The following is a 23,101-nucleotide window of genomic DNA, read 5'->3' on the forward strand; positions in this document are numbered from 1 at the left end:
GCACGACCCCCGGCAGAGGGCGGCGAGGAATTACGGCTCGATGCGGATCCGGAGGTCGCGCAGGTCCTGCGGCTCCACCTCGGCCGGCGAGCCGTCCATGGGGCAGGCCATGCTGGTGGTCTTGGGGAACGCGATGGTGTCGCGGATGCTGTCGCGGCCGGCCATCAGCATGATCAGGCGGTCCACGCCGGGCGCGATGCCGCCGTGCGGCGGGGCGCCGTACTGGAACGCCTCGAGCAGGAAGCCGAACTTGCGCATGGCCTCCTCCATGCCCAGGCCCACCACCTTCATCACCCGCTCCTGGATGTCGCGGCGATGGATCCGGATGGAGCCCGACGCCAGCTCGGTGCCGTTGCACACCAGGTCGTAGAGCTGGCCGCGCACCGCGCCGGGGTCGGTCTCCAGCCTGGGGAGGTCCTCCTCGAGCGGCATGGTGAACATGTGGTGCATCGCCGCCCAGCGCTGGTGCTCTTCGTCCCACTCGAAGAGCGGGAACTCGCGCACCCAGGCGAAGCGGAAGTCGTCGCGCTTCAGGCCCAGCTCGCGGCCCAGCAGCGTGCGCACCGCGCCCAGCGCCCGGGCGGCCACCGGCATGGGGCCGGCCACCAGCAGCAGCAGGTCGCCCTCGGCGGCCCCCGCCGCGGCGGCGGTCTCCTGTTGCAGCCCGGCGGGGAAGAACTTGCTCACGCCGCCGTCCCACGCCCCCGCGACCCGCGCCCATCCCAGCCCCTTCGCGCCCAGCTCCCTGGCCACCACCTCCCAGCCGTCAATCTCCTTGCGGGTGCGCGCAGCACCCCCGGGCACCACCAGCGCCTTCACCCGGCCGCCCGCGGCGGCCACTTCCTGGAACGCGCGCATCTCCGAGCGGGAGGCCTGCGCGGTGAGGTCCTGGAGCTCCAGGCCGAAGCGCAGGTCCGGCTTGTCGGTGCCGAAGCGGTCCATGGCCTCGGCGTAGGTGAGGCGCAGGAACGGCACGGGCACGTCCACGCCCAGCACCTTGCCGAACACGTGCCGCACCATCCCCTCGATGACGCGGAACACGTCCTCCTCCCCGACGAAGCTCATCTCCATGTCAATCTGGGTGTGCTCCGGCTGGCGGTCGGCGCGCAGGTTCTCGTCGCGCAGGCAGCGCGCGATCTGGTAGTAACGGTCCATGCCCGAGACCATCAGGATCTGCTTGTACAGCTGCGGGGACTGCGGCAGCGCGTAGAACTTGCCCGGGTGCAGCCGCGAGGGCACCACGAAGTCGCGCGCGCCCTCGGGCGTGGGCTTGACCAGCATCGGGGTCTCGATCTCGAGAAAGCCCTGCGAGTTCAGGTTCTCGCGCACCGCGGCCACCGCGCGGTGGCGCAGCTCCAGCACGCCCGCCAGCGAATGCCGCCGCAGGTCCAGGTAGCGGTAGCGCAGGCGCAGGTCCTCGTTGACGTCGGTGTCGTCCTCCACCGCGAAGGGCGGCGTCTCGGAGGCGTTGAGCAGTCCCAGCGCGGTGGCCACCACCTCCACCGCGCCGGTGGCCAGGTGCTCGTTGACCATGTTCGCGGGGCGCATCCCCGCCTGCCCTTCCACCACCACCACGAACTCGGTGCGCAGCTCCTGCGCGGCCGCGGCCAGCTCCGCGGAGGGCTCGGGCCGGAACACCACCTGGGTCAGCCCGAAGCGGTCGCGCAGGTCCACGAACACCACGCCGCCGTGGTCGCGCACGCGGTGCACCCATCCGGTCAGGGTCACGCGCTGCCCGGCGTGCTCGGGACGCAGCTCCCCGCAGGTGTGGGTGCGGCGCCGGCTTCCCAGGTTCTCCAGCTTCAGGCTCATCGTGCCCTCAATTCCTCCAGTGGGACTTCCTTCTCTTCGTGGGTATCCATGTCTTTCACCCGGGCGACCCCGCGCGCGATCTCCTCCGGGCCCAGCACCACCACCTTCGCGGCCTTCAGCGAGTCGGCACGGCGAAACTGCGCCTTGAGGCTGGAGCCGGAGAGGTCCGCCTCCGCCCAGTGGCGCGCCCGCAGCGCGGCCAGCAGGCGCAGGGCCTCGGGGCGGGCTGCGGCGTCCACGGTGGCGACGAAGTACTCGGGCCGGCTCACCGGGGCCAGCGCCACGGAGCCGCCGGCCTCCATCGAGAGCAGCACCCGCTCCAGGCCGGTGGAGAAGCCCACGCCGGGCGTGGGCGGCCCGCCGACTTCCTCGACCAGTCCGTCGTAGCGCCCGCCGCCGCCCACCGCGCTCTGCGCGCCGAGCGCGTCGTCGTGCACCTCGAAGGCGGTCTTGGTGTAGTAGTCCAGGCCGCGCACCAGGCCGGTGTCAATCACGTGGGGCAGGCCCACGGAGTCCAGGTGGGCGCGCAGCTCGTCGAAGTGGGTGCGGCATTCCTCGCCCAGCGAGTCCAGGATCGCGGGCGCGCCCGCCAGTTGCTCCCGGCAGGACGGCACCTTGCAGTCCAGGACGCGCATCGGGTTGCGCTCGTAGCGCTCGCGGCAGTCGCCGCACAGCCGCTCCAGGCGCGGCGCCAGAAACTCGCGCAGCCGCTCGCGGTAGACCGGCCGGCACACCGGGCAGCCCACGCTGTTGAGCTTGAGCGTGAGCCCGGTGAGTCCCAGTTCCATGAGCCAGGCCCAGAACACCTGGATGGCCTCGAGGTCCGCCAGCGGTGAGGCGCTGCCCAGCACCTCCACCCCCATCTGGTGGAACTGGCGGTAGCGGCCCGCGGCGGGGCGGTCGTAGCGAAACATGGGGCCCTGGTACCAGAGCTTCACCACCCGGCCGGGCTGCAGCAGGCCGTGCTCCACGGCCGCGCGCGCCACCGAGGCGGTGCCCTCCGGGCGCAGCGCGAGGTCGCGTCCGCCCTTGTCCTTGAAGTCGTACATTTCCTTGCGCACGATGTCGGAGCCCTCGCCCACGCCGCGCACGAACAGCTTCAGCTCCTCGAAGACCGGGGTGCGGATCTCCTCGAAGCCGAAGCGGCGCATCAGGTCCTGCGTGCGGCGCTCCATCGCGGCCCACCGCCCGCTCCCGGGCGGCAGGATGTCGTGCGTGCCGCGCGGGGCCTGGATCTTCTCCCGCTTCGCGCCCTTCGGCGCGGCGCCGGCCGGAGCGCCTCCGCCCGGGGCACCCGCGCCCGGGGCCGGGCCTCCCTCCGCCCCCTCTCCCCGCTGCCTGTCCGTCATGCCAGGACCTTCCTGTTCCGGTCCCTGCCGAGGCGGAACCACAATTGCCACAACATCACCTGCGAGACCACGCCGGCGGAGGAGTCCGTGAGCCAGTCGAACACGTCACACTCCCGCCCGGGAACGAACATCTGGTAGTACTCGTCCGCGGCCGCCACCATCATCACCAGGGCCACCGTCATCACCACCGCGGCCACCGGCGAGAACGGTGCCACCGACTGGCGCAGGGCGCGGCCCAGCAGCAGGCCCAGCAGCAGGTACTCGGCGAAGTGCTCCAGCTTGTCCGCATGCTCGAAAGTCAGCGGCGACGGAGGGCTGCTGAGCGACGAGACGTAGAAGATGGCGCTGACGTATGCCAGCACCGGCACCCAGTAGAACACCACCTGGCGAAAGGCGCTCCGGGGCCCGGGAGTGAACATGGGTCGGTCGAGCAGCGGCGGCGGGCCCGCAGGCACGTTTTCGGGGTTCACTCGGTGGCGCCTCCCAGCGTCAGGAACTTCAGCTCGTTCAGGATCAGGCGGGCCGTGGCGTCGCCGGGGTTGAGCTCCACCGCGCGCTCCAGGTGGCGCACCGCATCCTCGGGGTCACCGAACTCGGTGTACTGCAGCACGCCCAGCTCGTAGTGCGCCTCGGCCAGGTCCTCGCGCAGCTCCAGCGCGCGGGACAACTCCGCGCGGGCGCGCTCCAACTGGCCCAGGTCGGCCAGCACCGCGCCCAGCTTCAGGTGCGCCTCGGCCTGCTGCGGGGCCACCGCGGCGAAGCGCGCGTAGCACTCGGCGGCGCCGTCCTTGTCCCCGTGGCGGCGCAGGACGTCGCCCAGCGCGCGGTGCCCGGCGGGGAACCGGGGGTGCTCCGAGGTGATCTCGCGCAGGATCTCCTTGGCGCGATCCGGGTGCCCCCGCTCCTCCTCCACCTGCGCCATGTAGTAGCGCGGGGCGATGTCCTCCGGGTCGGCCTCGTGCAGCGCCCGGTACACGTCCAGGGCCTCGCGGTACTGCTTGGAGCGCCGCAGCAGGTCGGCCGCGTGGTAGAGCGCCAGTCCGCACGACGGGTTGGCGTGGTGGGCGCGGCGGAAGTGCGCCAGGGCCTCCATGTTGCGGATCTCGATTTCCGAGAGCTGCCCCAGCAGCACTTCGGCGTTGGCCAGCGAGGCCTCCAGGCCCAGCGCGTGCTCCAGGCTGGCGCGCGCCTCGTCCAGCTTGCCTTCCAGGAAGTACGTCTGCCCCAGGTAGTAGCGCGCCATGGCGTGGCCGGGGTCGAGCTCCACGCAGCGCAGGAACTCCGCCCGCGCCCCTCCCAGGTCGCCCTGGTTGAGCAGGGCGATGGCGTGGTACAGCCGCTCGCGCAGCGTGCCGCGCATGGGGCCACGCTCGGCCAGCCGCGTGCCGCACTCTCGGCAGTAGCGGTGCGCGTCGGGGTTGATCGTCTGACACCGGGGGCAAATCATCGTGGTTCCCCGCCGCGTCGGGCGCGGGAGTGGGGTCGGCCCGGGAACGCCCGGGCTACAGAAAGCGGCCTTCGGCGTCCCGGAGCACCTGCATGAAGGACTCGGCGTCGGGGGCGCCGCGCAGCGCGGCGCGGACCGTTTCCTCCTTCATCAGGCGGGAAATATTGGCCAGGGCCTTCACGTGCGGCCCGCGCACGTTCTCCGGCGACACCAGCAGGATGAACAGGGCGGCGGGCTCGCCGTCCACCGAGTCGAAATCCAGTCCCTCGGGCGAGACGCCGCACGCGGCCACCAGGCTCTCCACCAGGCGGGACTTGCCGTGGGGTATCGCGACTCCGTTCCCGATCCCGGTGGACATCATGCTCTCGCGGCGCACCACCCGGCTCAGGATGTCGCCCTCGGTCTTCAGTCCGTGGGCGGTCTCGAGCACCTCCACCAACTCCCGGATGGCCTCGTCCTTGCCACTGGCCTGCAGCGGGATCCGGATGGCCCGGACATTCAGAAGTTCCGAAAGCATGCGACCCCTGCGAGGCGCCCGGAGGCGGGATAGAAAAAAGCCGACCTGACCTCAAGAAAGCCCCAAGTCAGCATGGCAGTTGATGTTGCGAGGGCAGCATAGCAGACCGCGGGAGAGCGTCAAGCGGATTCTCCCTCGGGCCTTGACCCCGCGGCGGACCGAACTCTATACTGACGCCACTGTGGCTGCCGGAACCCCTTCAGGCAGGGTCTACCGGCATCCGCATTTCTGTTTTTGGACTCAAAGGACCACCGCGCGCCCGGCCCGGGCGCGGCGGGATGCTGGCGCGCACCGGTCCAGTACCGGGGGCGCCGTGGAGGGTTGAGGGTGAAAGGCGCACGTCTCGGGGCCCTGGGGTTGCTGCTCCTGGTGCTTGTCGTTACGGGCTGCAGCAAGCAGCCCGGTGCTCTGCTCGCGCCCGAAGGCGCCAGCCCGTCGAAGGCGCGGGGCACGCTCGCGCTGACCGCGCACGTGATCCCCGCGGTGGGAGCCCCGGACTCCATCGCCGTGCCCTTCGGCGCGGGCATGGACCTGCGGGTCCAGGTGCTGACCTCCACCGGGGCCGACACCTCCAGCAGCACCTGGACGTACTACTGGTCGGCGAACACGGACGTCATCTTCCTGCTCAACACCGTCCGGCTGGGCGACCCGTCCAACTTCTTCTACCTCGAGGGCACCAACGACAACCTGACCCGCTACGTGCCCATCACGGTGTACGTGGTCCAGACCGGGACCACCAACGACACGCTGGCCACCGCCACGCTCAAGGTGACGCTGAAGCGCGCCCCGCCGCGCGACGTGACCGCGTTCGTGTGGATCTATCACATCACCCGGTCGCTGGGCGGCTCCATCTCGGCCAACTCGGACTCCGCGCGGGCCTGGTTCACCAACAACGACGCCGACAACACGCTGCTGCGCGCCGGGAACGTGACCATCGGCGGCACCGCCATGATCGAGAACCACACCCCCACGGGCCAGAACTACAGCGGCTCGCTGCTGTTCAAGATCCCCAGCGTATTCGAGGTCTCCACCACCGGACCCGAGCGCGACCCGCGCTCGCAGGTCATGGGCTCGGTGCTGGACCTGCCCGGACCGCAGAATGAGCTGGTCCTCACCTACCCCAACAACCGCGACCAGGTGAGCAAGAACATCGACCTCGACCTGCAGTGGAGCGGCGGCATGGGGGACGCGGTGCGCTTCGCGAGGAGCCCGGGCACCGAGGTGCTGAACGGCCCCGGCTGCGCGTCCAGCCCGGACTCGGTGTGCGTGGAGGTGGTCCTGAGCCTGCGCCTCACCGACTCCGCCGGGCACACCTTCCAGATCCAGACCCTGGACAACGGCCGGTTCACGGTGGCGCGCAACCAGATGTCCGAGCTGGCGCCGGGGCTGGTGGAGGCGGTGCTGCGGCGCGAGCTGGTGTACCCCACGGTGGTGCTGCGGGGCAGCAGCTCCCGCCTGGAGACCAACGCGCACATCGTGGAGGAGAACCACTCCTCGTTCTTCCTGAAGTAGCCGGATTGGGGCCGCCCGGCGAGGCCGGGAGCAAGAAGAGCGGGGGGTCGGCCGGGGCATCGGCCGACCCTCCGACTGTTTGACCCCGGATCGGCCATCCTGAAGCCGGTCATGGAGTTACCGTCGGACACATTCTTCGAACCACAAGGGGCCGGCTGAATGGGCCTCAGGTTGCGAAATATTCAGCAATCGGTATCTTCGGACACCCGGTTGTGGTAGAATAATGCCGAGCACGGCGATCACCACCGACACGGGAGTTCCGCCAGCACACGATGCCGCGCCAGCCGGTCACCTTCCAGCGCGTTGTTACGGAACTGCTTACGCAGTTTCGACTTAGCGCGCCCCTCCAGGATCAGATCCAGCACTCGCTGGGCCGGGGCGACATCCCGGGCCTGGAACGGGCCACGCTGCTCGCCCTGGAGGAACTGGCGCGCTCCGGGGTCCTCCTGACGGACACCCGCGGGCTGGAGCCGGGCCAGCTCCGCTACTACCTCCCCGACGGCACCGCCATCGTGGTGGTGGGCGAAGCCCGCGCGGCCTCCGGCCCCAACCACCGCTACAGCCCCGGAACCCGCTGGGGCCAGGAACCCTCCCCCGAATCGCTGCGCGAACTGCTCCGGATCCACGAGGAGCTGCTGACCCGGGACCATTCCTCCCTGCGCAGCCCCAACGAGCTCATCCGCACCCTGCTGGACCACGCCCGCAACCTGCTGGAGGCGGATGGCGTGAACTGGGTGCCCTCCACCGAGTGGGGCGCCGGCGGGGAGTGGGATCCCTCCGTGGTGTCCTCCCCCACCGATCCCCGGGAGCTGGAGAGGGTCTACCGCGAGGGCCACATCGCGGTCTGGGACGACATGCATGCCACCGGCGTGCGGGCCGGAGGGGGCGCCGGAAGGACCCCGACCGCGGGGACGGACGCCGGTGCCAGCGAGGAAGGCGGCACCGGCGGGCCCCCGGCGCGCGTGCGCTCGCTGGCCGCGATGCGCGTGGGGCGGCCCGACGAAGCCTGGACCGGGGTGCTGGAGGCCTGGAGCCGCCAGCCCGGCTGGTTCGAGGAGGGCCGGCTCTCGCTCCTGGAGACCATCGCGGGCGAGATGGGCGTGCTGCTGCGCCAGCTGCTGCAACTGCAGCGCTTCGTGTTCCTGGACGCCCTCACCGGCCTGTACAACCGCTCCTACTACGAGATGCAGATGCGCCGCGAGCTGGCGCGGGCGCAGCGCGACCGCTCGCCGCTGGCGCTGCTGCTGTGCGACGTGGACAATTTCAAGAAATTCAACACCATCTACGGGTATTCCGGCGGGGACCAGGTGCTGCACGGCGTGGCCGACATCCTGCAGCGCGCGGTGCGGCCCTTCGACTGCGTGGCGCGCTACGGCGGCGAGGAATTCGTGGTGATCCTCTCCCCGCCGGTGGCCCGCGACGATGCCCGCACCATCGCCGAGCGTCTGCGCCACGCCGTGGCGCAGGCCCGCTTCGAGGTCACCGGGCTGGACCGCAGCCGCTCGCTGGTGGGGGTCACGGTGTCCGTGGGCGTGGCGCTGTTCCCCGACGACGCCCAGGTGGAGGCGGACCTGTGGCGCAAGGCGAACGAGTCGGTGCTGCGGGCGAAGGCCTCGGGGAAGAACCAGGTTCACTTCTGGGGGACTACGTAGGGCGGGCCTGAGGCGCGCGGACACCCGGCGATCCCCCCCGGCGGACGCGAGGCCCGCGGAAATTCGGAAGGTCACCCGGCGGGCGCGAGGCCCGCGGAAATCCGGAAGGTCACCCGGCGGGCGCGAGGCCCGCGGAAATCCGGAAGGTCACCCGGCGGGCGCGAGGCCCGCCTGGCTGATGTGCAACTCCCCCTCGCGCGCCTCCAGCTTGACCTCGTTGCCCTCTCCCAGCCTGCCTTCCAGGATGCTCATCGCCAGGGGGTTCTGCACCCGCCTCTGGATCTCGCGCTTGAGCGGCCGCGCGCCGTAGGCGGCATCGAACCCCTCGCGCGCCAGCAGGTCGGCCGCCTCGCGGGTCCAGGAGAGCTTCACGCCGCGCGCCTCCAGCGCGGGGCGCAGGCGGGCCAGCTGGATCTCCACGATGGCGCGCAGGTCGTCCCGGGTGAGCGCGTCGAAGATCACGATCTCGTCCAGCCGGTTCAGGAACTCGGGGCGGAAGTGACCGCGCAGCACCTCCAGCATGCCGCGGCGGCGCTCCTCGCGCTGCTCCCGGGCGTAGCCGGCCAGTTCGGCGGAGCCCAGGTTGGAGGTCATCACGATGAGGGTGTTCTTGAAGTCCACCGTGCGGCCCTGGCCATCGGTCATGCGGCCGTCGTCCAGCACCTGGAGCAGCGCGTGCATCACGTCGGGGTGGGCCTTCTCCACTTCGTCGAAGAGCACCACGGCGTAGGGGCGGCGGCGGACCGCCTCGGTGAGTGCGCCGCCCTCCTCGTAGCCCACGTAGCCGGGAGGGGCGCCCACCAGGCGGGCCACGCTGTGCTTCTCCATGTACTCGGACATGTCCAGGCGCACCATGGCGCGCTCGTCGTCGAACAGGAACTCGGCCAGCGCCCGGGCCAGCTCGGTCTTGCCCACGCCGGTGGGGCCCAGGAACAGGAACGAGGCCAGCGGGCGGTTGCTATCTTGTAATCCGGCGCGGGCCCGGCGCACGGCCTCGCTCACCGTGCGCACCGCGTCCGGCTGGCCCACCACGCGCTTCGAGATCCGCGCCTCCATGTGCACCAGCTTCTGCATCTCGCTCTCCACCAGCCGCGTCACCGGCACGCCGGTCCACTTGGCCACGATCTCGGCGATGTCCTCCTCGTCCACCTCCTCCTTGAGCATCTTCTGGTGCTTCTGGAGTTCCGCCAGGGCGGCGTTTTCCGCCTCCAGCCGCTTCGTCGCCGCGGCGGCGACGCCGTAGCGCAGCTCCGCGGCGCGGTTGAAGTCGCTGGCGCGCTCGGCCTCCTCGGCCTTCTGGCGGGCCTGCTCCAGCTCCTCCTTGAGCGCGCGGATGCGGCCCAGCGCGGCCTTCTCCTTCTCCCAGTGCGCGGTGAGGCCGGCCAGTTCGGTGCGCAGCTCCTCCACCTCGGCCTCCAGCCGCCGCAGGCGCTCCTTCGAGCCGGCGTCGGTCTCCTTGCGCAGCATCTCGCGCTCCACGGAGAGCTGCGCCACCCGGCGCTCGCGCTCGTCAATCTCCACCGGGCGGCTGTCTATCTCCATGCGCAGCCGCGCGCCGGCCTCGTCCACCAGGTCGATGGCCTTGTCGGGCAGGAAGCGGTCGGCGATGTAGCGGTCGGAGAGCGCGGCCGCGGCCACCAGCGCGGCGTCCTTGATCCGCACGCCGTGGTGCACCTCAAAGCGCTCCTTGAGGCCGCGCAGGATGGCCACGGTGTCCTCCACCGAGGGGGGCGCCACCAGGACCGGCTGGAAGCGCCGCTCCAGCGCGGCGTCCTTCTCGATGTGCTTGCGGTACTCGTCCAGCGTGGTGGCGCCCACGCAGTGCAGCTCGCCGCGGGCCAGCGCGGGCTTGAGCAGGTTGGAGGCGTCCATGGCGCCCTCGGCGGCGCCGGCGCCCACCAGCGTGTGCAGCTCGTCAATGAACAGGATCACGCTTCCGGCGGCCTCGACCACCTCCTTGAGCACCGCCTTGAGCCGGTCCTCGAACTCGCCGCGGTACTTCGCCCCGGCGATGAGCGCGCCCAGGTCCAGGGCCATCACGCGCTTGTCCCGCAGGCCCTCGGGCACGTCGCCGCGCACGATGCGCTGCGCCAGGCCCTCGGCGATGGCGGTCTTGCCCACGCCGGGTTCGCCGATCAGCACCGGGTTGTTCTTGGTGCGCCGGGCCAGCACCTGGATCACGCGGCGGATCTCGTCGTCCCGCCCGATCACCGGGTCCAGCTTGCCGGTGCGCGCCATGCGCGTGAGGTCGCGCGAGTACTTCGCCAGCGCCTGGTAGGCGTCCTCGGCGTTGGGGTCGTCGGCGCGCGCGCTGCCGCGCACGGTGCGCAACGCCTGCAGTGCGCCCCCGGCGGTGGCACCGCGCGCGCGGAGCAGCTTGCCGGCCTCCCCGGGCTCCGCGGCGAGCGAGAGCAGCAGGTGCTCGGAGCTGACATACTCGTCCTTGAGCTTGTCGCGCTCCGAGTCGGCCGCCTCCAGCGTCTTGCGCAGCCGCGCGGAGAGGCCCGGCTCGCCGCCGCCAGTGGCGCGCGGCAGCTTCGCGAGCAGGGCCCGCTCCACCTCGGCCGCCAGCGGCGCGGACGGCACGCCCAGCTTCTCCAGCACCGCGGGCACGATCCCGCCCTCCTGGCGCAGCAGGGCCGCGAGCAGGTGGGCGGGCTCGATCTCGGGATTGCCGCCGGTGGCGGCCAGCTGCTGCGCGGAGGCCAGCGCCTCCTGGGCCTTCACGGTGAAGCGGTCGAATCGCATGGGACAGTTCCTTGCGCTCCGGGTCGCGGGACGCGTCGACGGGCCCGGCCGGCGGACATCACCGCGGCGCGCGCGGCGATTCCTCCAACTGAACCGACAGGATCTTCTCGCCCTGCTGGATCCTCTCCACCACGTCCATGCCCTGGGTCACCCGGCCGAAGATGGTGTAGCGCCCGTTCAGGTGCGGCTGGGGCGACTGGGTGATGAAGAACTGGCTGCCTCCGGTGTCCTTGCCGGAGAGCGCCATGCCCACGCGGGCGGGGTCGTAGCCGATCTCGTTCATCTCGCAGCGGATGGCGTAGCCGGGCCCGCCCTCGCCGTCGCCGTGCGGGTCGCCGCCCTGGATCACGAAGTTGGGCACCACCCGGTGCCAGGTGAGCCGGTCGAAGTAGCCGCGCGCGGCCAGGCCGGCGAAGTTGGCCACGGTGTTGGGGGAGGCGTCGGTCTCGAAGGCCACGCGGATGTCCCCGCGCGCGGTCCTGAGGACCGCACCCCGGGGCAACCGCGACACGCCCCGGCCGGGCTGCGCGGCCAGGAACCACCCGGAGCGCGATTCGGGCAGAGGCCGGTTCAGCACCGAGTCGGGCACGTCCTCGCCGGTGGCGGTCTTCAGGCCGCCGGCCGCGGCGGCGCGCACGCGCGGGTCGGGATCGGCCAGCGCGCGGCGCAGGAAGCGCTGCACGTGGATGGGCCAGAGCCTCGCGGCGCCGTCCGCCGCGGCCAGCCGTGCGTCGGCGTTGGCCTCGCCCCGGGCGCGGTCGTAGAGGATCTCGAACTCGCTCACCCGGGAGGAGTCGCCGCTGCCGGCCAGCGCCTGCGCGGCGGTGGCCGCCAGCATCAGGTCGCGGTCGCGCAGCGCGCGGAGCACGATGCGCATGGCGTGGCCGTCGCGCATGGCGCCCAGGAAGTTCACCGCGGCGGTGCGCATGCGCGGCCGGCCGCCCTCGAAGGTGGCGGTGGCGTAGCTCCAGGCGTCGCGGCAACCCGCCTCGCCCAGCGCCTCCAGCGTGGCGGCGCGCACGGACTCCGTGGAGTCGCCCAGGAAGACGCGGCACGCGGCCAGGGCGCGCTCGCGCAGGATCCGCGCCGCGGCCGTGCCGGCCGCCGCCCGGCAGGCCGGCGAGGGATCGTCGCGCATCGCCAGCAGCCCGGGCAGCACGCCGTGGAAGCGCATCGCCCCCAGCGCCGTGGCCGCGGTCGCCCGCACGTAGGCGGAGGAGTCGGCCAGGACCGCCGCCAGCGCCGCGCCGGCAGAGGAATCCGCCAGCGCGCCCAGCGCGGCGGCGGCCTGCACCCGCACCCGCCACGAGGGATCGGAGAGCGCGGCCTTGAGCGCGTCCTGGGACAGGAGGTCGCGCATGCGGCCCAGGGCCCGCGCGGCCACCCAGCGCACCGTCTCGGAGGTGTCCCGCAGCAGCGGGCGCACCGCCCCCGGCGCGCGCCGGCTGCCGCCGCGCTCCAGCGCGTACGCCGCCCGCCAGCGCAGCTCGGGGTCGCGGTCCGCGAGCAACGGCAGCGCGGAGTCCACCGCCGTGGAGTCCTGGAGCCGCCACAGCCCCACGGCGGCATCGAGGCGCACCTCGCGGGCCACGTCGCGCAGGCGCGCGGCCACCGCCGGCACGGCGCGGCGGCTGCCCAGCTTCGAGAGCGCCTCCACGGCGCGGCGGCGCACCTCGGGGGAGGGATCCCCGGCGGCGCGCGCCAGCGGTTCGAGCGCGGCGCTGTCGGCCAGCAGGCCTGCGGCGAAGGCGGCGCCGGCGCGCACCGTGATGTCGGGATCGGAGAGCAGCGGCAGGAGCAATCCCAGGCCGGCGCGCGAACCGATGCGGCCCACGGCGAGCGCGGCGCGCGCGCGCACCGCCGGCGCGGGATCCGCCAGCCAGGTGCCCAGGCGCGGGTCCCCGGCGGCGCGGCGGTCCTCGGCCACGGCGATGTCGTAAAGTGTGCCCGCGGCGATCCCGCGCGGCGGCGCGGGCAGCGCATAGACGGGGGCGGGCTCCCGCTTCCAGCGCGGCAGGGCGGAGGCCGGCTGCTTGGGGGCCGGCGACGCGCCGATGATGCCCTCGGGCTTCTGGAGCAGCGGCCGCGTGCCCTGCCACACGCCGGCGGACGCGCCGCCGGGAAGCAGCCCCGGCGCCACCACGGAAACCACAAGCAGGAACGCCGCGCGCCACGGCGCGCGGGGGATGCCTGGATTGTTCATCGGCTTATTCGACCTTCACCATCCGGCCCAGCTGGTCCAGCGACTGCGCGCCGGATCGGACCGTCAGCTTGAAGAGGTACACGCCGTTGGCGAGGGGGTCGCCGTCGCCGTCGCGGCCGTCCCACGCCAGCATGTGGGTGCCCGCGTCCAGCAGGGCGGCATCCGCGCCGGACCCCGCGGCCACCCGGATTTCCCGGATCAGCCGGCCGGACAGAGTGTAGATGCGCACCGAGAGGTCGTCCACCGCGCGACTCAGGGCGTAGTGGAAGCCGGTGGCGGCGGCGAAGGGGTTGGGGTAGTTGATCACCTCGGAGAGCGCCAGCGCCTCCCCGGCCACCACCCGGAAGCTCACGCGGGTCTCCGCGGTGGCCCCTCCGGGCCCACCCACCACGAATGCGAGCTCGTTGAGCCCGCCGGGGAAGGTCTGTCGCAGCGTCGCGGTCCAGCGTTCCAGCCCGCCCTGCTCCGGCGGGTCCGCGGCGCGCGTCACCGAGGTGGGCTCCAGGGTGTGGCCGTTGAGCCGGAAGCGGAACAGCGAGGAGTCGGCGCCCACCGAGGTGGCGAAGCCCACCTGGATCCGCTGGTCGGCGGGCAGCGCGTGCGCGGGGTCCAGCGGGCCCTTGTCGCTGGTGAACGTGGTGAACTCCAGCACCCGGCGCACCGGCGAGTAGGACTCCACGCCGTCCACGTTGCGGGCGCGGAAGTCCACGAAGTAGTCCTCGAAGTGCGGCACGGTGCGGAAACTGATCCGGAAGCGGCGCGCATGCGTGGCGGCGGGATCGCCCTCCCGCGTGACGCTGTACGAGCCCGCCGGCACCGCCCGCACCGCGCCGTCCGGAAGCCGCTCCTGCACCCACGCCGAATCCAGCCCCACCGGGCTCTCCACCAGCGCCGAGAGCGTGACGCTGTCGGGCCCGGTGGTGCGGAAGTACTGGAACGTGTCCATGGGACGTCCGTCCTGGCTCAGCGTGAAGAACGCCGTGCCGGGGTCCATGCGCAGCGCGGGGTCGCCCAGCAGGCAGTAGGAGAACACCTCGTAGGCGTTCAGGTTGCCGCCCATGAGCGGCGGCTTGGACTCGAAACCGCGCCAGGCGACGAACGAGCTGTCGGTGTCGCGCGGCGCGCCCATGAGGCGCAGCAGGAAATTGCTCTTGGCGTCGCGCAGCAGGTCGCCCAGGATCCACTTCACGCCCCGGTCGCCGCCCACGTCCGGCGTGGGCGGGCGCACGAACATCGAGCGGACCACCTCGGTGCCCAGGTCCGGCTCGCCGCCGTAGGGCAGCCACTCGTAGCCGGTGGACGCGAAGCTGCCGATGGTTCCGGAGCGGGCCTTGCCCAGCAGCCGCTCGGCGTTGCTCTCGCCGTAGAAGCCGTCGTTCTCGCGGTAGAAGTCGTACCGGTTCACGTGGCAGGCGAAGGCCATCAGGAAGAACGGCCGGTCCTGGTTGCCGATCTGCTCGGCGTCCTGGTTGCTGCCGTCGCCTTCCAGGATGCGCTCGTGCGCCCACAGGCGCGAGTTGGCGTGGCCCTGGTAGTCCACCATCAGGTGACCCTGCCCCATCTTCTGCCACAGCTTCGGCCCGATCAGCGCGTGCCAGTCCCGGGTGGTGGTGATGCAGTTGTAGTCGCGCTGTGCCACGTTGCCGGACACGTCGCAGGAGTGCAGCGTGTCGGTGTACAGCGAGAGGTAGAACGAATCCACGCCGAAGCCCCGGAAGCCGCCGTCGAAGGCGGTCACGCGCTGCATCTGCTGGTTCACCTGGCGGAAGGTGATCTCCCAGTCGTTGCGGGTCAGGACGTTGTCTGCGAAGCCGATGCCGTTGGACCACTGGTCGTCGGCCACCAGCAGCATCCGGCCGCGCCAGGCGTCGGCGGGCTGGACCCTGCCGTACTGCACGATCTTGTCCACGACGGGCGCCAGGTCGGCCGCGGTGTGCGCGGGAATGCGCCCGATGGCCATGCCCGGGAACACCGGCACCCGGTCGGTGGTGTCCAGCCCCGCCACGTACCAGTGGTCCTCGGGGATGACCTCCCAGTGGCTTCCCAGCGGCACCGAGCCGAACCCGCGGGGCGAGGGCAGCAGGTCGCGGTGGCTCTGGAACGTCGGCGGAATGCCGGCCGCCGCGCTCAACCGGTGGAACATCGGGTTCTCGCTGCTCTCGCCCAGCAGCAGCACGTAGCGGGGCGCCGGGCTCCAGCGGTAGAAGGCGCGGCGCAGCATCCGCTTGATGGCCACGTCGGACTTGCGCCCGCCGTCGAACTCGTCGTACACATCCCCCACCCGCGCCACCGCCACCCGCAGGCCCTCGGCCTGGTGCAGGTTGGCCAGCCGCTGCGCCTCGCTCTCCAGCCCCTCGTGGGTGACGATCACCAGGTCGGCCCCGGTGATGGAACCCAGCGCGCTGGGCGTGTCGGGGATCACCACCCCGTCGGGCAGCTGCGGCAGGAACGAGCGGCTGGCGGCGACGTAGGCGTGGGGCATCGCGCCCACGGTGTCCTGGAAGCTGACCTGCCAGGTGGAGCCGGTGCGCTGGGCCGTGGGCGCGGCATCAATGAACACCGGCGCGGCGGAGTCGCTGACGTCGTAGACCTCCACGGTGTTCTCGCGGAACTTCCCGGGGCGCAGCGTGAGCGCTCCCGGCGCGTCGCCGCTGGTGAAGCCGAACCGCCCGGTGGTGCCGGGGGCCAGGAAGCGCCGGTAGTAGTTGACCTCGAACCACTCCATGTAGGCGCCGGAGTTGGGCGCGAAGCCCCCGCCGGCGGGATGCTCGCCCACCAGGCGCAGGACGTTGCGCACCGGGGAGAGCCGCGTGCCGTCCAGCGTGAACCCGGGGTCGCGGTCGCTGTCGTAGAGCGCGTAGTCGCGGGCCACGAAGGTGAACCGGCTCACCACCGGATCGCTCAGCTTGCCGGTGCCCTGCGGCCGCTCCAGCCACATCGAGATCATGTGGGTGCCCAGCGAGACCCCCTCGTTGAACAGGTCGGCGCCCCGGAACGCGGCGCGCAGCCCGATGCGCCGGCTGGAGTCGATCTCGCTGGCCTGGAACGCCAGCGTGTCCTCCATGAGCTTGTTGGTGAGCATGAAAGTGGGCTGGTCCAGGAAGTCGGGGTCGGGCACGAAGAAGAAGTGTTCCTCGCGGTGCACCGTGGCGCGGTAGGACTCCGGCGTGGTGGTGGAGGCCAGGCCCAGAGAAGCCGGCCGTTCCGCCATGCGCGCCGCGGCGGGCCCGCCGGCCGCGCGCCGCGCCAGCCAGTACACGTGCCCGCGGGTGTAGTAGCGGGAGGTGCGCAGGATGTCGTACCACTTCGCGCGGAACCGGTCGGACAGCTCGCGGCCGAAGAACACCACGTAGTCGTCGCCGTCGAAGCTGCCGTTGCCGTCCACGTCCACCACGCGGATGGGCACCTCCTGCGGGTACTGCGTGGGATCCGCCAGCCCGGCCGACTTCGGGAACGGGCCGGGCAGCTGCTCGTAGCAGCGCAGGTCCCCCACCGGGACCGCGGCCAGCTCCGGGTACTTGCGCTGCAGCTGCGCGAAGGGCACGGCGTAGACGCCGGTGGTGTCCACGCGCAGCTTGAAGTCGGGGAAGCCCGCCGCGGGCAGCGCCGCGTCGAAGGCGGGCGCGGGCGGGGGCAGCGCCGGCCGCTGCAGGCGGAACGCGCGGGCCTGGTCGTAGTTGAGCAGCGTGTTGCGGTACATCCCCTCCTGGGAGGCGCTCTCCACCACCGGCAGCGCCCCGCCCGCGGGCAGCGCCGCGCGGTCCTGCGGCGGCGCGCCGGCGTCTTCGAAGTCCACGCGCACCAAGATCCGCTCCGCCACCCACAGCACGCCGCGCGCGGCGTCGTAGCGCACCGGGCGCACCCCCAGCGGCTGCACCCGCTGGTAGCGCAGCATGGCGTCGGGGCCCAGCCCGGCGGTCTCGCGCGGCCACAGGCCGGCGCGCGCGTAGGCCCGCGCATCGGGCCGCCGCTCGGCGATGTTGGTGGGGATGTCGGTGCCGTTCTCCTGCAGCCGGCGCCCCACCACCGGCTGCGGCGGCAGCGCGGGGCGCTCGGACGCCTGCACCGAGAGCAGCGTCAGCCGCGCGCTGCCGCCGCGCGGGATCCCCAGGGCGGCGGTCTCGGAGGGCAGCTCGGGCAGACCCGGCAGGTCGGCGAGCCCGCCGCCGTCAAAGCGGATCCGGGAATAGGCGCGGCCCTCCACCTGCACGGTGTCCACGCGCAGGCCGCGCAGCAGGAACTCCACCGTGGCGCCGCGCGTGTCGGCGGAGAGCAGGCGCGACTCGGCCCCGGCCCGGGCCGCGCCCAGTACCAGGCCCGCCCACAGGACGGCGGCAAAAATGGCAAGGCCGCGGGGTGCGCGGCCGGGGGGTGAATGCGTCATATTCCTCTGAAGTGCGTACCTCACGGTGCCAGTATAGGTTCCCCGCGGCGGGGGGGTCAATGCGACCTCCGGCCTTGCCGGGCGGGGGCTAACCGATTATCCTCAATCCGCTTAGCAACCGGTTTCGGACGTGACTCGAAAGGAGCCCGTAGATGAAGCGTGTCCTGGCCACCCTGCTCGTGCTGGGCTTGGCCCTGCCCGCGGCGGGGCAGGCGTCGTCGGTCCGCAAGCTCCACCCCAAGGGCGGCGCCCAGGCCTCCGGCAAGGCCGCGGCCAAGACCGTCCGGCCCCGCCTGGGCGGCCCGTGGGCCTACCCTCCCGGCAATTCCCCGCTGCTGGCCGACGTGGACGGGCGGCCGGTCACCCGGTCCATGCTGGAACAGGCGTTTCAGCGGCTGGACATGAGCGCCCAGGCTCCCTCGGACGACACCACCGGCGCCCGGCAGCTGCTGGGCAACCTGATTGACAAGGCCTACCTGGGCTGGGTGGTCACCGACCTTGGCTTCGAGCTCAACACCGCCGAGAGGCAGGAGTACCAGAAGCGCCGCCAGCGCACCATGGCCGACTACCTGGGCGCCCTGCAGCAGGAGGCGGCCGCGGAGGTGACCGACGAGGACGCCCGCGCCCTGTGGGAGAAGCAGCGCACCGTCTACGCCTGCCACCGCCTGGGGGTGCGCCGCAAGGCCACCGCCGACAGCGTGGTGGCCCAGCTGCGCGCCGGCGCGGTGTTCGAGTCGCTGGCCGCGCGCAACAACGAGGACCCGCTGACCCAGTCCACGCTGGGCCAGGTGACCACCTACTGGACGGTGGGGTTCATGCCCGACTGGCTCGAGCCGGCGGTGGTCGCCCTCAAGGCCGGGCAGGTGAGCGAGCCGGTCCGCGGCCCCGGCGAGGGGCTCTTCTACGTGGTGCGCCTGGACTCGCTGGAGACGCGCGACCCCGGCCCCTTCGAGATGTCCCGCGACCGGCTGCGCGGCGCGCTTGCCGGCAACCGCGCGGCGGCGGCCCGCTCGAGCATGATGCGCCAGTTCATGGAGCGCCTGCAGCCGGAGTTCAACGACGCCGTGCTGGCGATGCTGGTGGTCAAGTTCGACTCGGCCTACCGCGCCATCCCCGTGGACACCACCAGCGACGTGCCCACGCAGACGATCAGCAACCCGGTCCCCAGGCTCACCGAGGCGCAGAAGGACCTCACGCTGCTGGAGTCCTCCGTCGGGAGCTTCCGAATCCGCGACATGGTGACCCCGCTGGAGCGCGTGGCGTCCTTCATGCGCCCCCGGATGGCCACCGAGGAGGACATCCGCCGCTTCGCCATGACCATGGCGGCCCAGCCGATCATCTACGACGCCGCGGTGAAGGCGAAGCTGGACACGCTGCCGCTGGTGGCGCGCGACCTGTTCGACACCCGCGAAAAGCTGCTGCTGGAGCGCTTCATCCGCACCCACGTGGAGGAGCGCGCGAAGGCCCCGGTGGACACGGTGAAGGCCTTCTTCCAGGCGCACCTGGACGCGTTCGACTACCCCGCCTGGGTCAAGATCTACCTGATCCAGATCTCCGACTCGGCGCGCGCGGACTCGGTGCTGAAGCTGGTGGAGCTGGGCTACGACATCGAGAAGCTGGCCCGCGAGCTGTCCGAGGACCCGGTGACCGCCACCGAAGGCGGTTCGATGGTGTTCTACGCCGGCACCGGTGAGAGCCGCCGCGACACCACGTGGGAGAAGCAGGTGCTGGCCATGGAGGCCGGGGAGCACACCCGGAAGCCGTTCCTGTGGAACGGGTCCTGGTACATCGTGGACGTGATGGGCAAGGCCCCACGGCGCCACCGCACCTGGGAGGAGGCCGAGAAGTACGCCCGGGACGCGGTGGAGATCCCGCGGCAGGAGAGGATCGTGCAGGAGTACTTGCAGAAGGCCCGCGCCCGGCACCCGCTGAAGCTGTACCCGGAAGAGATGGCGAAGGTGGAGCTGCGGCGGAGGTTGAAGCTGAGAGACATGTAGGTTGTGCTTCGAAGAATGTGTCCGGCTGGTAGTTCCTAGATTCCCTCGTTCAGTGCCGCGAGGTAGCGATCGTAGACGAAGCGCCGGTTGCGCTTCATGCCCGTGATTTCCCGGACGATGACCAGGCGCTCCAGCAGGTACATACCCTGGGAAGCTGCGGGAAATGACAGGCCCGCGCGCAGCCCGGCCTCCCGGAGGGGCAGCAACGGCCGGGTCTTCAGCACGTCATGCACACGCAGCGCGGAGCCGGCGCGGCGGCCGAGGGCCAGAACGCGCTCCCGGTCCTGGGCGAAGAGCGTCACGATGCGCCGCGCGGTGCTCACCGCCCCTTCGGCCGTCTGCGCCACGCCCTCCAGGAAGAACATCACCCAGGCCTCCCAATCTCCTTCGGTTCGGACCCTGTCGAGCAACCGGTAGTACTCCGCCCGGTTCTGCTTGAAGTAGAGACTCAGGTAGAGCAGCGGCTCGCGAAGCACGCCCGCATGGCACAGCAGGAAGGTGATGAGCAACCGCCCCACCCTGCCGTTGCCATCAAGAAACGGGTGAATGGTCTCGAACTGGACGTGGGCCAGAGCCGCCTTGATGAGCACGGGCAGGTCGGCCTCGCTCTCGTGCAGGAAGCGCTCGAGATCGGCCACGCATTCTGCGACTTCGGTGTGCGGTGGGGGCACCAGAATCGCATTCCCGGGTCGGCTCCCTCCAACCCAGTTCTGGCGGCGCCGGAATTCGCCGGGTTGTTTGCCTGCTCCACGCCCGCTGGCCAGCAACTTCCCGTGAATCTCACGAATCAGCCTGCTGCTCAGCGGGAATCCGCCGCGCATCCGCTCGAGGCCATGCTGCATCGCGACGACGTAGTTCGAGACCTCGCGGACGTCGTCCAGGGGCGCCCCCGGGGCCTGCTCGATTTCAAAGAGCAGCAGGTCGGAGAGCGAGGACTGCGTGCCTTCGATCTGCGAGGAGAGCACGGCCTCCTTCCGGACATACGCGTACAGGAAGAGGTCCGGGTCCGGCAGAAGAGTGCTGATGCTGTCCAGTCGACCGACGGCGAGATGAGCCCGCTCCAGGAGCGACTGCATCCTTCCGCCGATGGCCAGTCCGGGCTTCGGGGGCAGCCGGTGCGGCACAAACGCGCGGACGGCCTCCCCGTCCGCGACAGTCTTCACGTATTTGCCCGTCAGGCCACGTTTCATCGCGCACTGCCTTGTTCAGGGGAGATTGATTGGGGGATACGCTATTAAGACTTATGGCCTAAGTTTAAATAAGAATCCGGCAGGGGGCAAGGGATTTCGGCTCTGCCGTTGCGGATCCGGAAGGTGAGGTCGGGCGGGAAAAGAGAAGCGGGGAGCCCATGGGCCCCCCGCCGCCGCTCTCAACAGGCCTTCAGCCTGCGCTGCGAAGCCTACTTGTACAGGTGCCGGATCTTGCCCCACGTGGTGCCCTGCACCGGCGTCACATCCGGGCAGCCCGGGCCGGTGGCGGACCAGGTCAGCCACTGGTAGCCGAGGTCGAACGCGCAGTAGTCCTTGAGCGTGTTGCCGTCCACGATCACGATCTTGTTGCCCTGCTCGCCCGTGCCGCAGGGCAGCCGGTAGTTCGGGTTGATGCAGACGCCCGGCGTTGGGGCGACCGCGGACAGGTCAATGACCAGGCCGAACACGCCGTACTCGATGTTCGTGTCGCGGGCCCGGCCCGCGGCTCCCGCGGCGGAGTACCAGAACGTGCCGACGTTGTGCGGAGTCACGCAGGCCGAGGTGCCGGTGAGGCCGTAGTAGAGGTCACCCGTCTGGCTGCTGGACAGCGACAGCGACGGAGACGCGAGCGCGATGCTCGGGAACACGGTGGCCGAGCCGGTGTTCCAGCCGCCCGCCTTCGGCGTATAGATGGCACCCTGCCACTCGAGGGGCAGGCCCGAGGCATCCATGGCGTTGGCAAGCAGCTGCACGTCGGCGCCGCGGAAGGTGTTCACGCCCTTGACCGTCACCAGCAGCTTCTGAGTTGCGGAAACCGAGGTCGAGTTGCGGTCCGTGGAGGCCAGCGTGTTGTTCGTCAGCCAGTAGATGCGGGCGGTGGCACCGGCGTTCTGCCCGGCGGACGCCATCCCGGCAAGCGTGGCGGTGAGCAGGGCCGCGCAAACTGCAGTGCGTAGCAAGTTCTTCATGATGGTGAGTCCTCCTCGGGGATCCAACCCTGGGTCCCGACCGGAATACGACAGCGACCGTAGCCTTGCGGGCTCTTCCGTGACACTACAGACGTAGGGTGGGACTGCCCGCGTAGAGCCGCAACTCAATGGGGATAAAAACACTTCCGGGCCCGGAGCGTCAAGGTGCGATTTTGACGGCCCCTGGCTCTGCTTCTCAGATCGGCCCGCCCGGAACGCGACTTAACGGTTATCTCGTTATCGGTACAGACTCCTGAGCCTGCCCCACGTGGCGCGCTCCACCGGGACGGGGGGGAGACTGGTTCACATGAAGCGGGGCGTTGGCGGCCCGCGGCCGCGCGCAGCATGTCCTAAGTGTAAGGCCATCCGGCCGGATCGGCCCGGGACAAAAAAAACCGCCGGGGCGACTGCTGCCGCCCCGGCGGGTGCTGCGGGCGCACCGGAGTGCGCCGTGAAGCAGGCTGATCTTAGTGGTACAGGTGCTTGATCTTGCCCCAGGTCGTGCTGCTGGTCGGGGTCGAGCCCGGGCAGCCAGGAGCGCTGCCAGGAGCGCCGTAGGTCAGGTACTGGTAGCCGTTCTCGTAGGAGCAGAAGTCCTTCACGGTGGTGGCGTCAACCAGGACCATGACGTTGCCCTTCTCACCGGTGCCGCAGGGGAGACGGTAGTTCGGGTTGATGCACACCGGCACGGTCGGGTCAACGAGGGACAGGTCGATGACCAGACCGAACACGGCGTACTCGATGGCGATGTTACGCGCACGGCCAGCCGCGCCGGCCGCCGAGTACCAGAAGGTACCGACGTTGTGCGGGGTCACGCACGGGTCGAGGTTGTAGTACAGGTCACCGGTCTGGCTGGTCGAAAGCGTCAGCGACGTGACGGCGGTGGCGATGTTCGGGAAGATGGCCGAGCTACCGGTGTTCCAGCCGCCGGCCTTCGGCGTGTAGATCGGGTCCTGCCAGAGCAGCGGCAGGCCGGAGCCGTCGAACGCGTTCGCGAGCAGCTGCACGTCCGCACCGCGGAACATGGCGCAGCCCTTGACCGTGACGAGCAGCTTCTGCGCGGCCGGGTTGCCCGCGATGTTGCGGGACGGGTTGGCCACGGTGTTGCTGGTCAGCCAGTAGATGCGAGCCAGGGCGCCAGCGTTCTGGCCGGCGGAGGCGACACAAGCGATCATGGTGAGCAGCATCGCCGCGACGATCGTAACCTTCAGGAGCTTAGTCATTGTTGCGGTTCCTCCTCAGGGGATCCCGATGTCATTTCTCAGGGGCGGTAACAACCACTTCAGTTCGAGTACCGGTCTGTGGTCGGCCTCACCCCCCTC

The 23,101-nt window shown here is 71.1% G+C and carries 14 protein-coding genes; 3 read left to right on the forward strand and 11 right to left on the reverse strand.

Features of this window, described 5'->3' with window-relative positions:
- Positions 1-30 precede the first annotated feature (30 nt).
- From aspS to HZB25_03475, 5 genes are read right to left on the reverse strand one after another with little or no spacing between them, the layout of a single operon-like run.
- A complete protein-coding gene (gene aspS, locus HZB25_03455) occupies positions 31-1,812 on the reverse strand; it encodes an aspartate--tRNA ligase (GenBank protein MBI5836281.1) in 1,782 nt (593 codons plus the stop codon).
- On the reverse strand, positions 1,809-3,161 hold the full coding sequence (locus HZB25_03460; protein ID MBI5836282.1) for a histidine--tRNA ligase: 1,353 nt from the start codon (positions 3,159-3,161) through the stop codon (positions 1,809-1,811). Before HZB25_03460 ends, aspS begins: the two co-directional genes overlap by 4 nt.
- Complete coding sequence (locus tag HZB25_03465; protein MBI5836283.1) at positions 3,158-3,631, reverse strand: VanZ family protein; 474 nt, start codon at positions 3,629-3,631, stop codon at positions 3,158-3,160. The genes HZB25_03460 and HZB25_03465 overlap by 4 nt, the downstream gene beginning before the upstream one ends.
- Positions 3,628-4,608 carry a tetratricopeptide repeat protein gene (locus tag HZB25_03470; GenBank protein ID MBI5836284.1) on the reverse strand — a complete coding sequence of 327 codons (981 nt, stop codon included), beginning with the start codon at positions 4,606-4,608 and terminating at the stop codon, positions 3,628-3,630. The genes HZB25_03465 and HZB25_03470 overlap by 4 nt, the downstream gene beginning before the upstream one ends.
- A gap of 55 nt (positions 4,609-4,663) precedes the next feature.
- Entirely contained in the window at positions 4,664-5,125 is a 462-nt protein-coding gene (locus tag HZB25_03475) for a PTS sugar transporter subunit IIA (GenBank protein ID MBI5836285.1), read from the reverse strand.
- A gap of 327 nt (positions 5,126-5,452) precedes the next feature.
- On the opposite strand from HZB25_03475, the gene HZB25_03480 reads away from it, so the two are divergent.
- Both HZB25_03480 and HZB25_03485 read left to right on the forward strand, forming a co-directional pair.
- A complete protein-coding gene (locus HZB25_03480; protein MBI5836286.1) occupies positions 5,453-6,637 on the forward strand; it encodes a hypothetical protein in 1,185 nt (394 codons plus the stop codon).
- A gap of 272 nt (positions 6,638-6,909) precedes the next feature.
- On the forward strand, positions 6,910-8,289 hold the full coding sequence (locus HZB25_03485; protein MBI5836287.1) for a GGDEF domain-containing protein: 1,380 nt from the start codon (positions 6,910-6,912) through the stop codon (positions 8,287-8,289).
- Positions 8,290-8,436: 147 nt separating this feature from the next.
- Here the strand turns inward: HZB25_03485 and clpB are convergent, their stop codons facing one another.
- The 3 genes from clpB to HZB25_03500 are packed head-to-tail and all read right to left on the reverse strand — an operon-like array spanning position 8,437 to position 17,624.
- Entirely contained in the window at positions 8,437-11,037 is a 2,601-nt protein-coding gene (clpB, locus tag HZB25_03490; GenBank protein MBI5836288.1) for an ATP-dependent chaperone ClpB, read from the reverse strand.
- A gap of 58 nt (positions 11,038-11,095) precedes the next feature.
- On the reverse strand, positions 11,096-13,240 hold the full coding sequence (locus tag HZB25_03495) for a HEAT repeat domain-containing protein (GenBank protein ID MBI5836289.1): 2,145 nt from the start codon (positions 13,238-13,240) through the stop codon (positions 11,096-11,098).
- A gap of 4 nt (positions 13,241-13,244) precedes the next feature.
- Positions 13,245-17,624 carry a hypothetical protein gene (locus HZB25_03500; protein MBI5836290.1) on the reverse strand — a complete coding sequence of 1,460 codons (4,380 nt, stop codon included), beginning with the start codon at positions 17,622-17,624 and terminating at the stop codon, positions 13,245-13,247.
- 152 nt (positions 17,625-17,776) lie between these two features.
- On the opposite strand from HZB25_03500, the gene HZB25_03505 reads away from it, so the two are divergent.
- Positions 17,777-19,621, forward strand: coding sequence for a peptidyl-prolyl cis-trans isomerase (locus HZB25_03505; GenBank protein MBI5836291.1), 1,845 nt, complete (start codon positions 17,777-17,779; stop codon positions 19,619-19,621).
- A 35-nt stretch (positions 19,622-19,656) separates the two neighbouring features.
- On the opposite strand, the gene HZB25_03510 is transcribed toward HZB25_03505, so the two are convergent.
- The 3 genes from HZB25_03510 to HZB25_03520 all read right to left on the reverse strand — a co-directional run bounded on the left by HZB25_03510 (position 19,657) and on the right by HZB25_03520 (position 23,002).
- A complete protein-coding gene (locus HZB25_03510) occupies positions 19,657-20,811 on the reverse strand; it encodes a Fic family protein (GenBank protein MBI5836292.1) in 1,155 nt (384 codons plus the stop codon).
- A gap of 209 nt (positions 20,812-21,020) precedes the next feature.
- A complete protein-coding gene (locus HZB25_03515) occupies positions 21,021-21,779 on the reverse strand; it encodes a hypothetical protein (GenBank protein MBI5836293.1) in 759 nt (252 codons plus the stop codon).
- Between the two features lie 467 nt (positions 21,780-22,246).
- The gene (locus HZB25_03520; GenBank protein MBI5836294.1) at positions 22,247-23,002 is read right to left on the reverse strand and encodes a hypothetical protein; all 756 of its coding nucleotides are present in this window, start codon (positions 23,000-23,002) and stop codon (positions 22,247-22,249) included.
- Positions 23,003-23,101 lie beyond the last annotated feature (99 nt).

This window comes from Candidatus Eisenbacteria bacterium (assembly GCA_016235265.1).
GTDB lineage: Bacteria > Eisenbacteria > RBG-16-71-46 > RBG-16-71-46 > JACRLI01 > JACRLI01.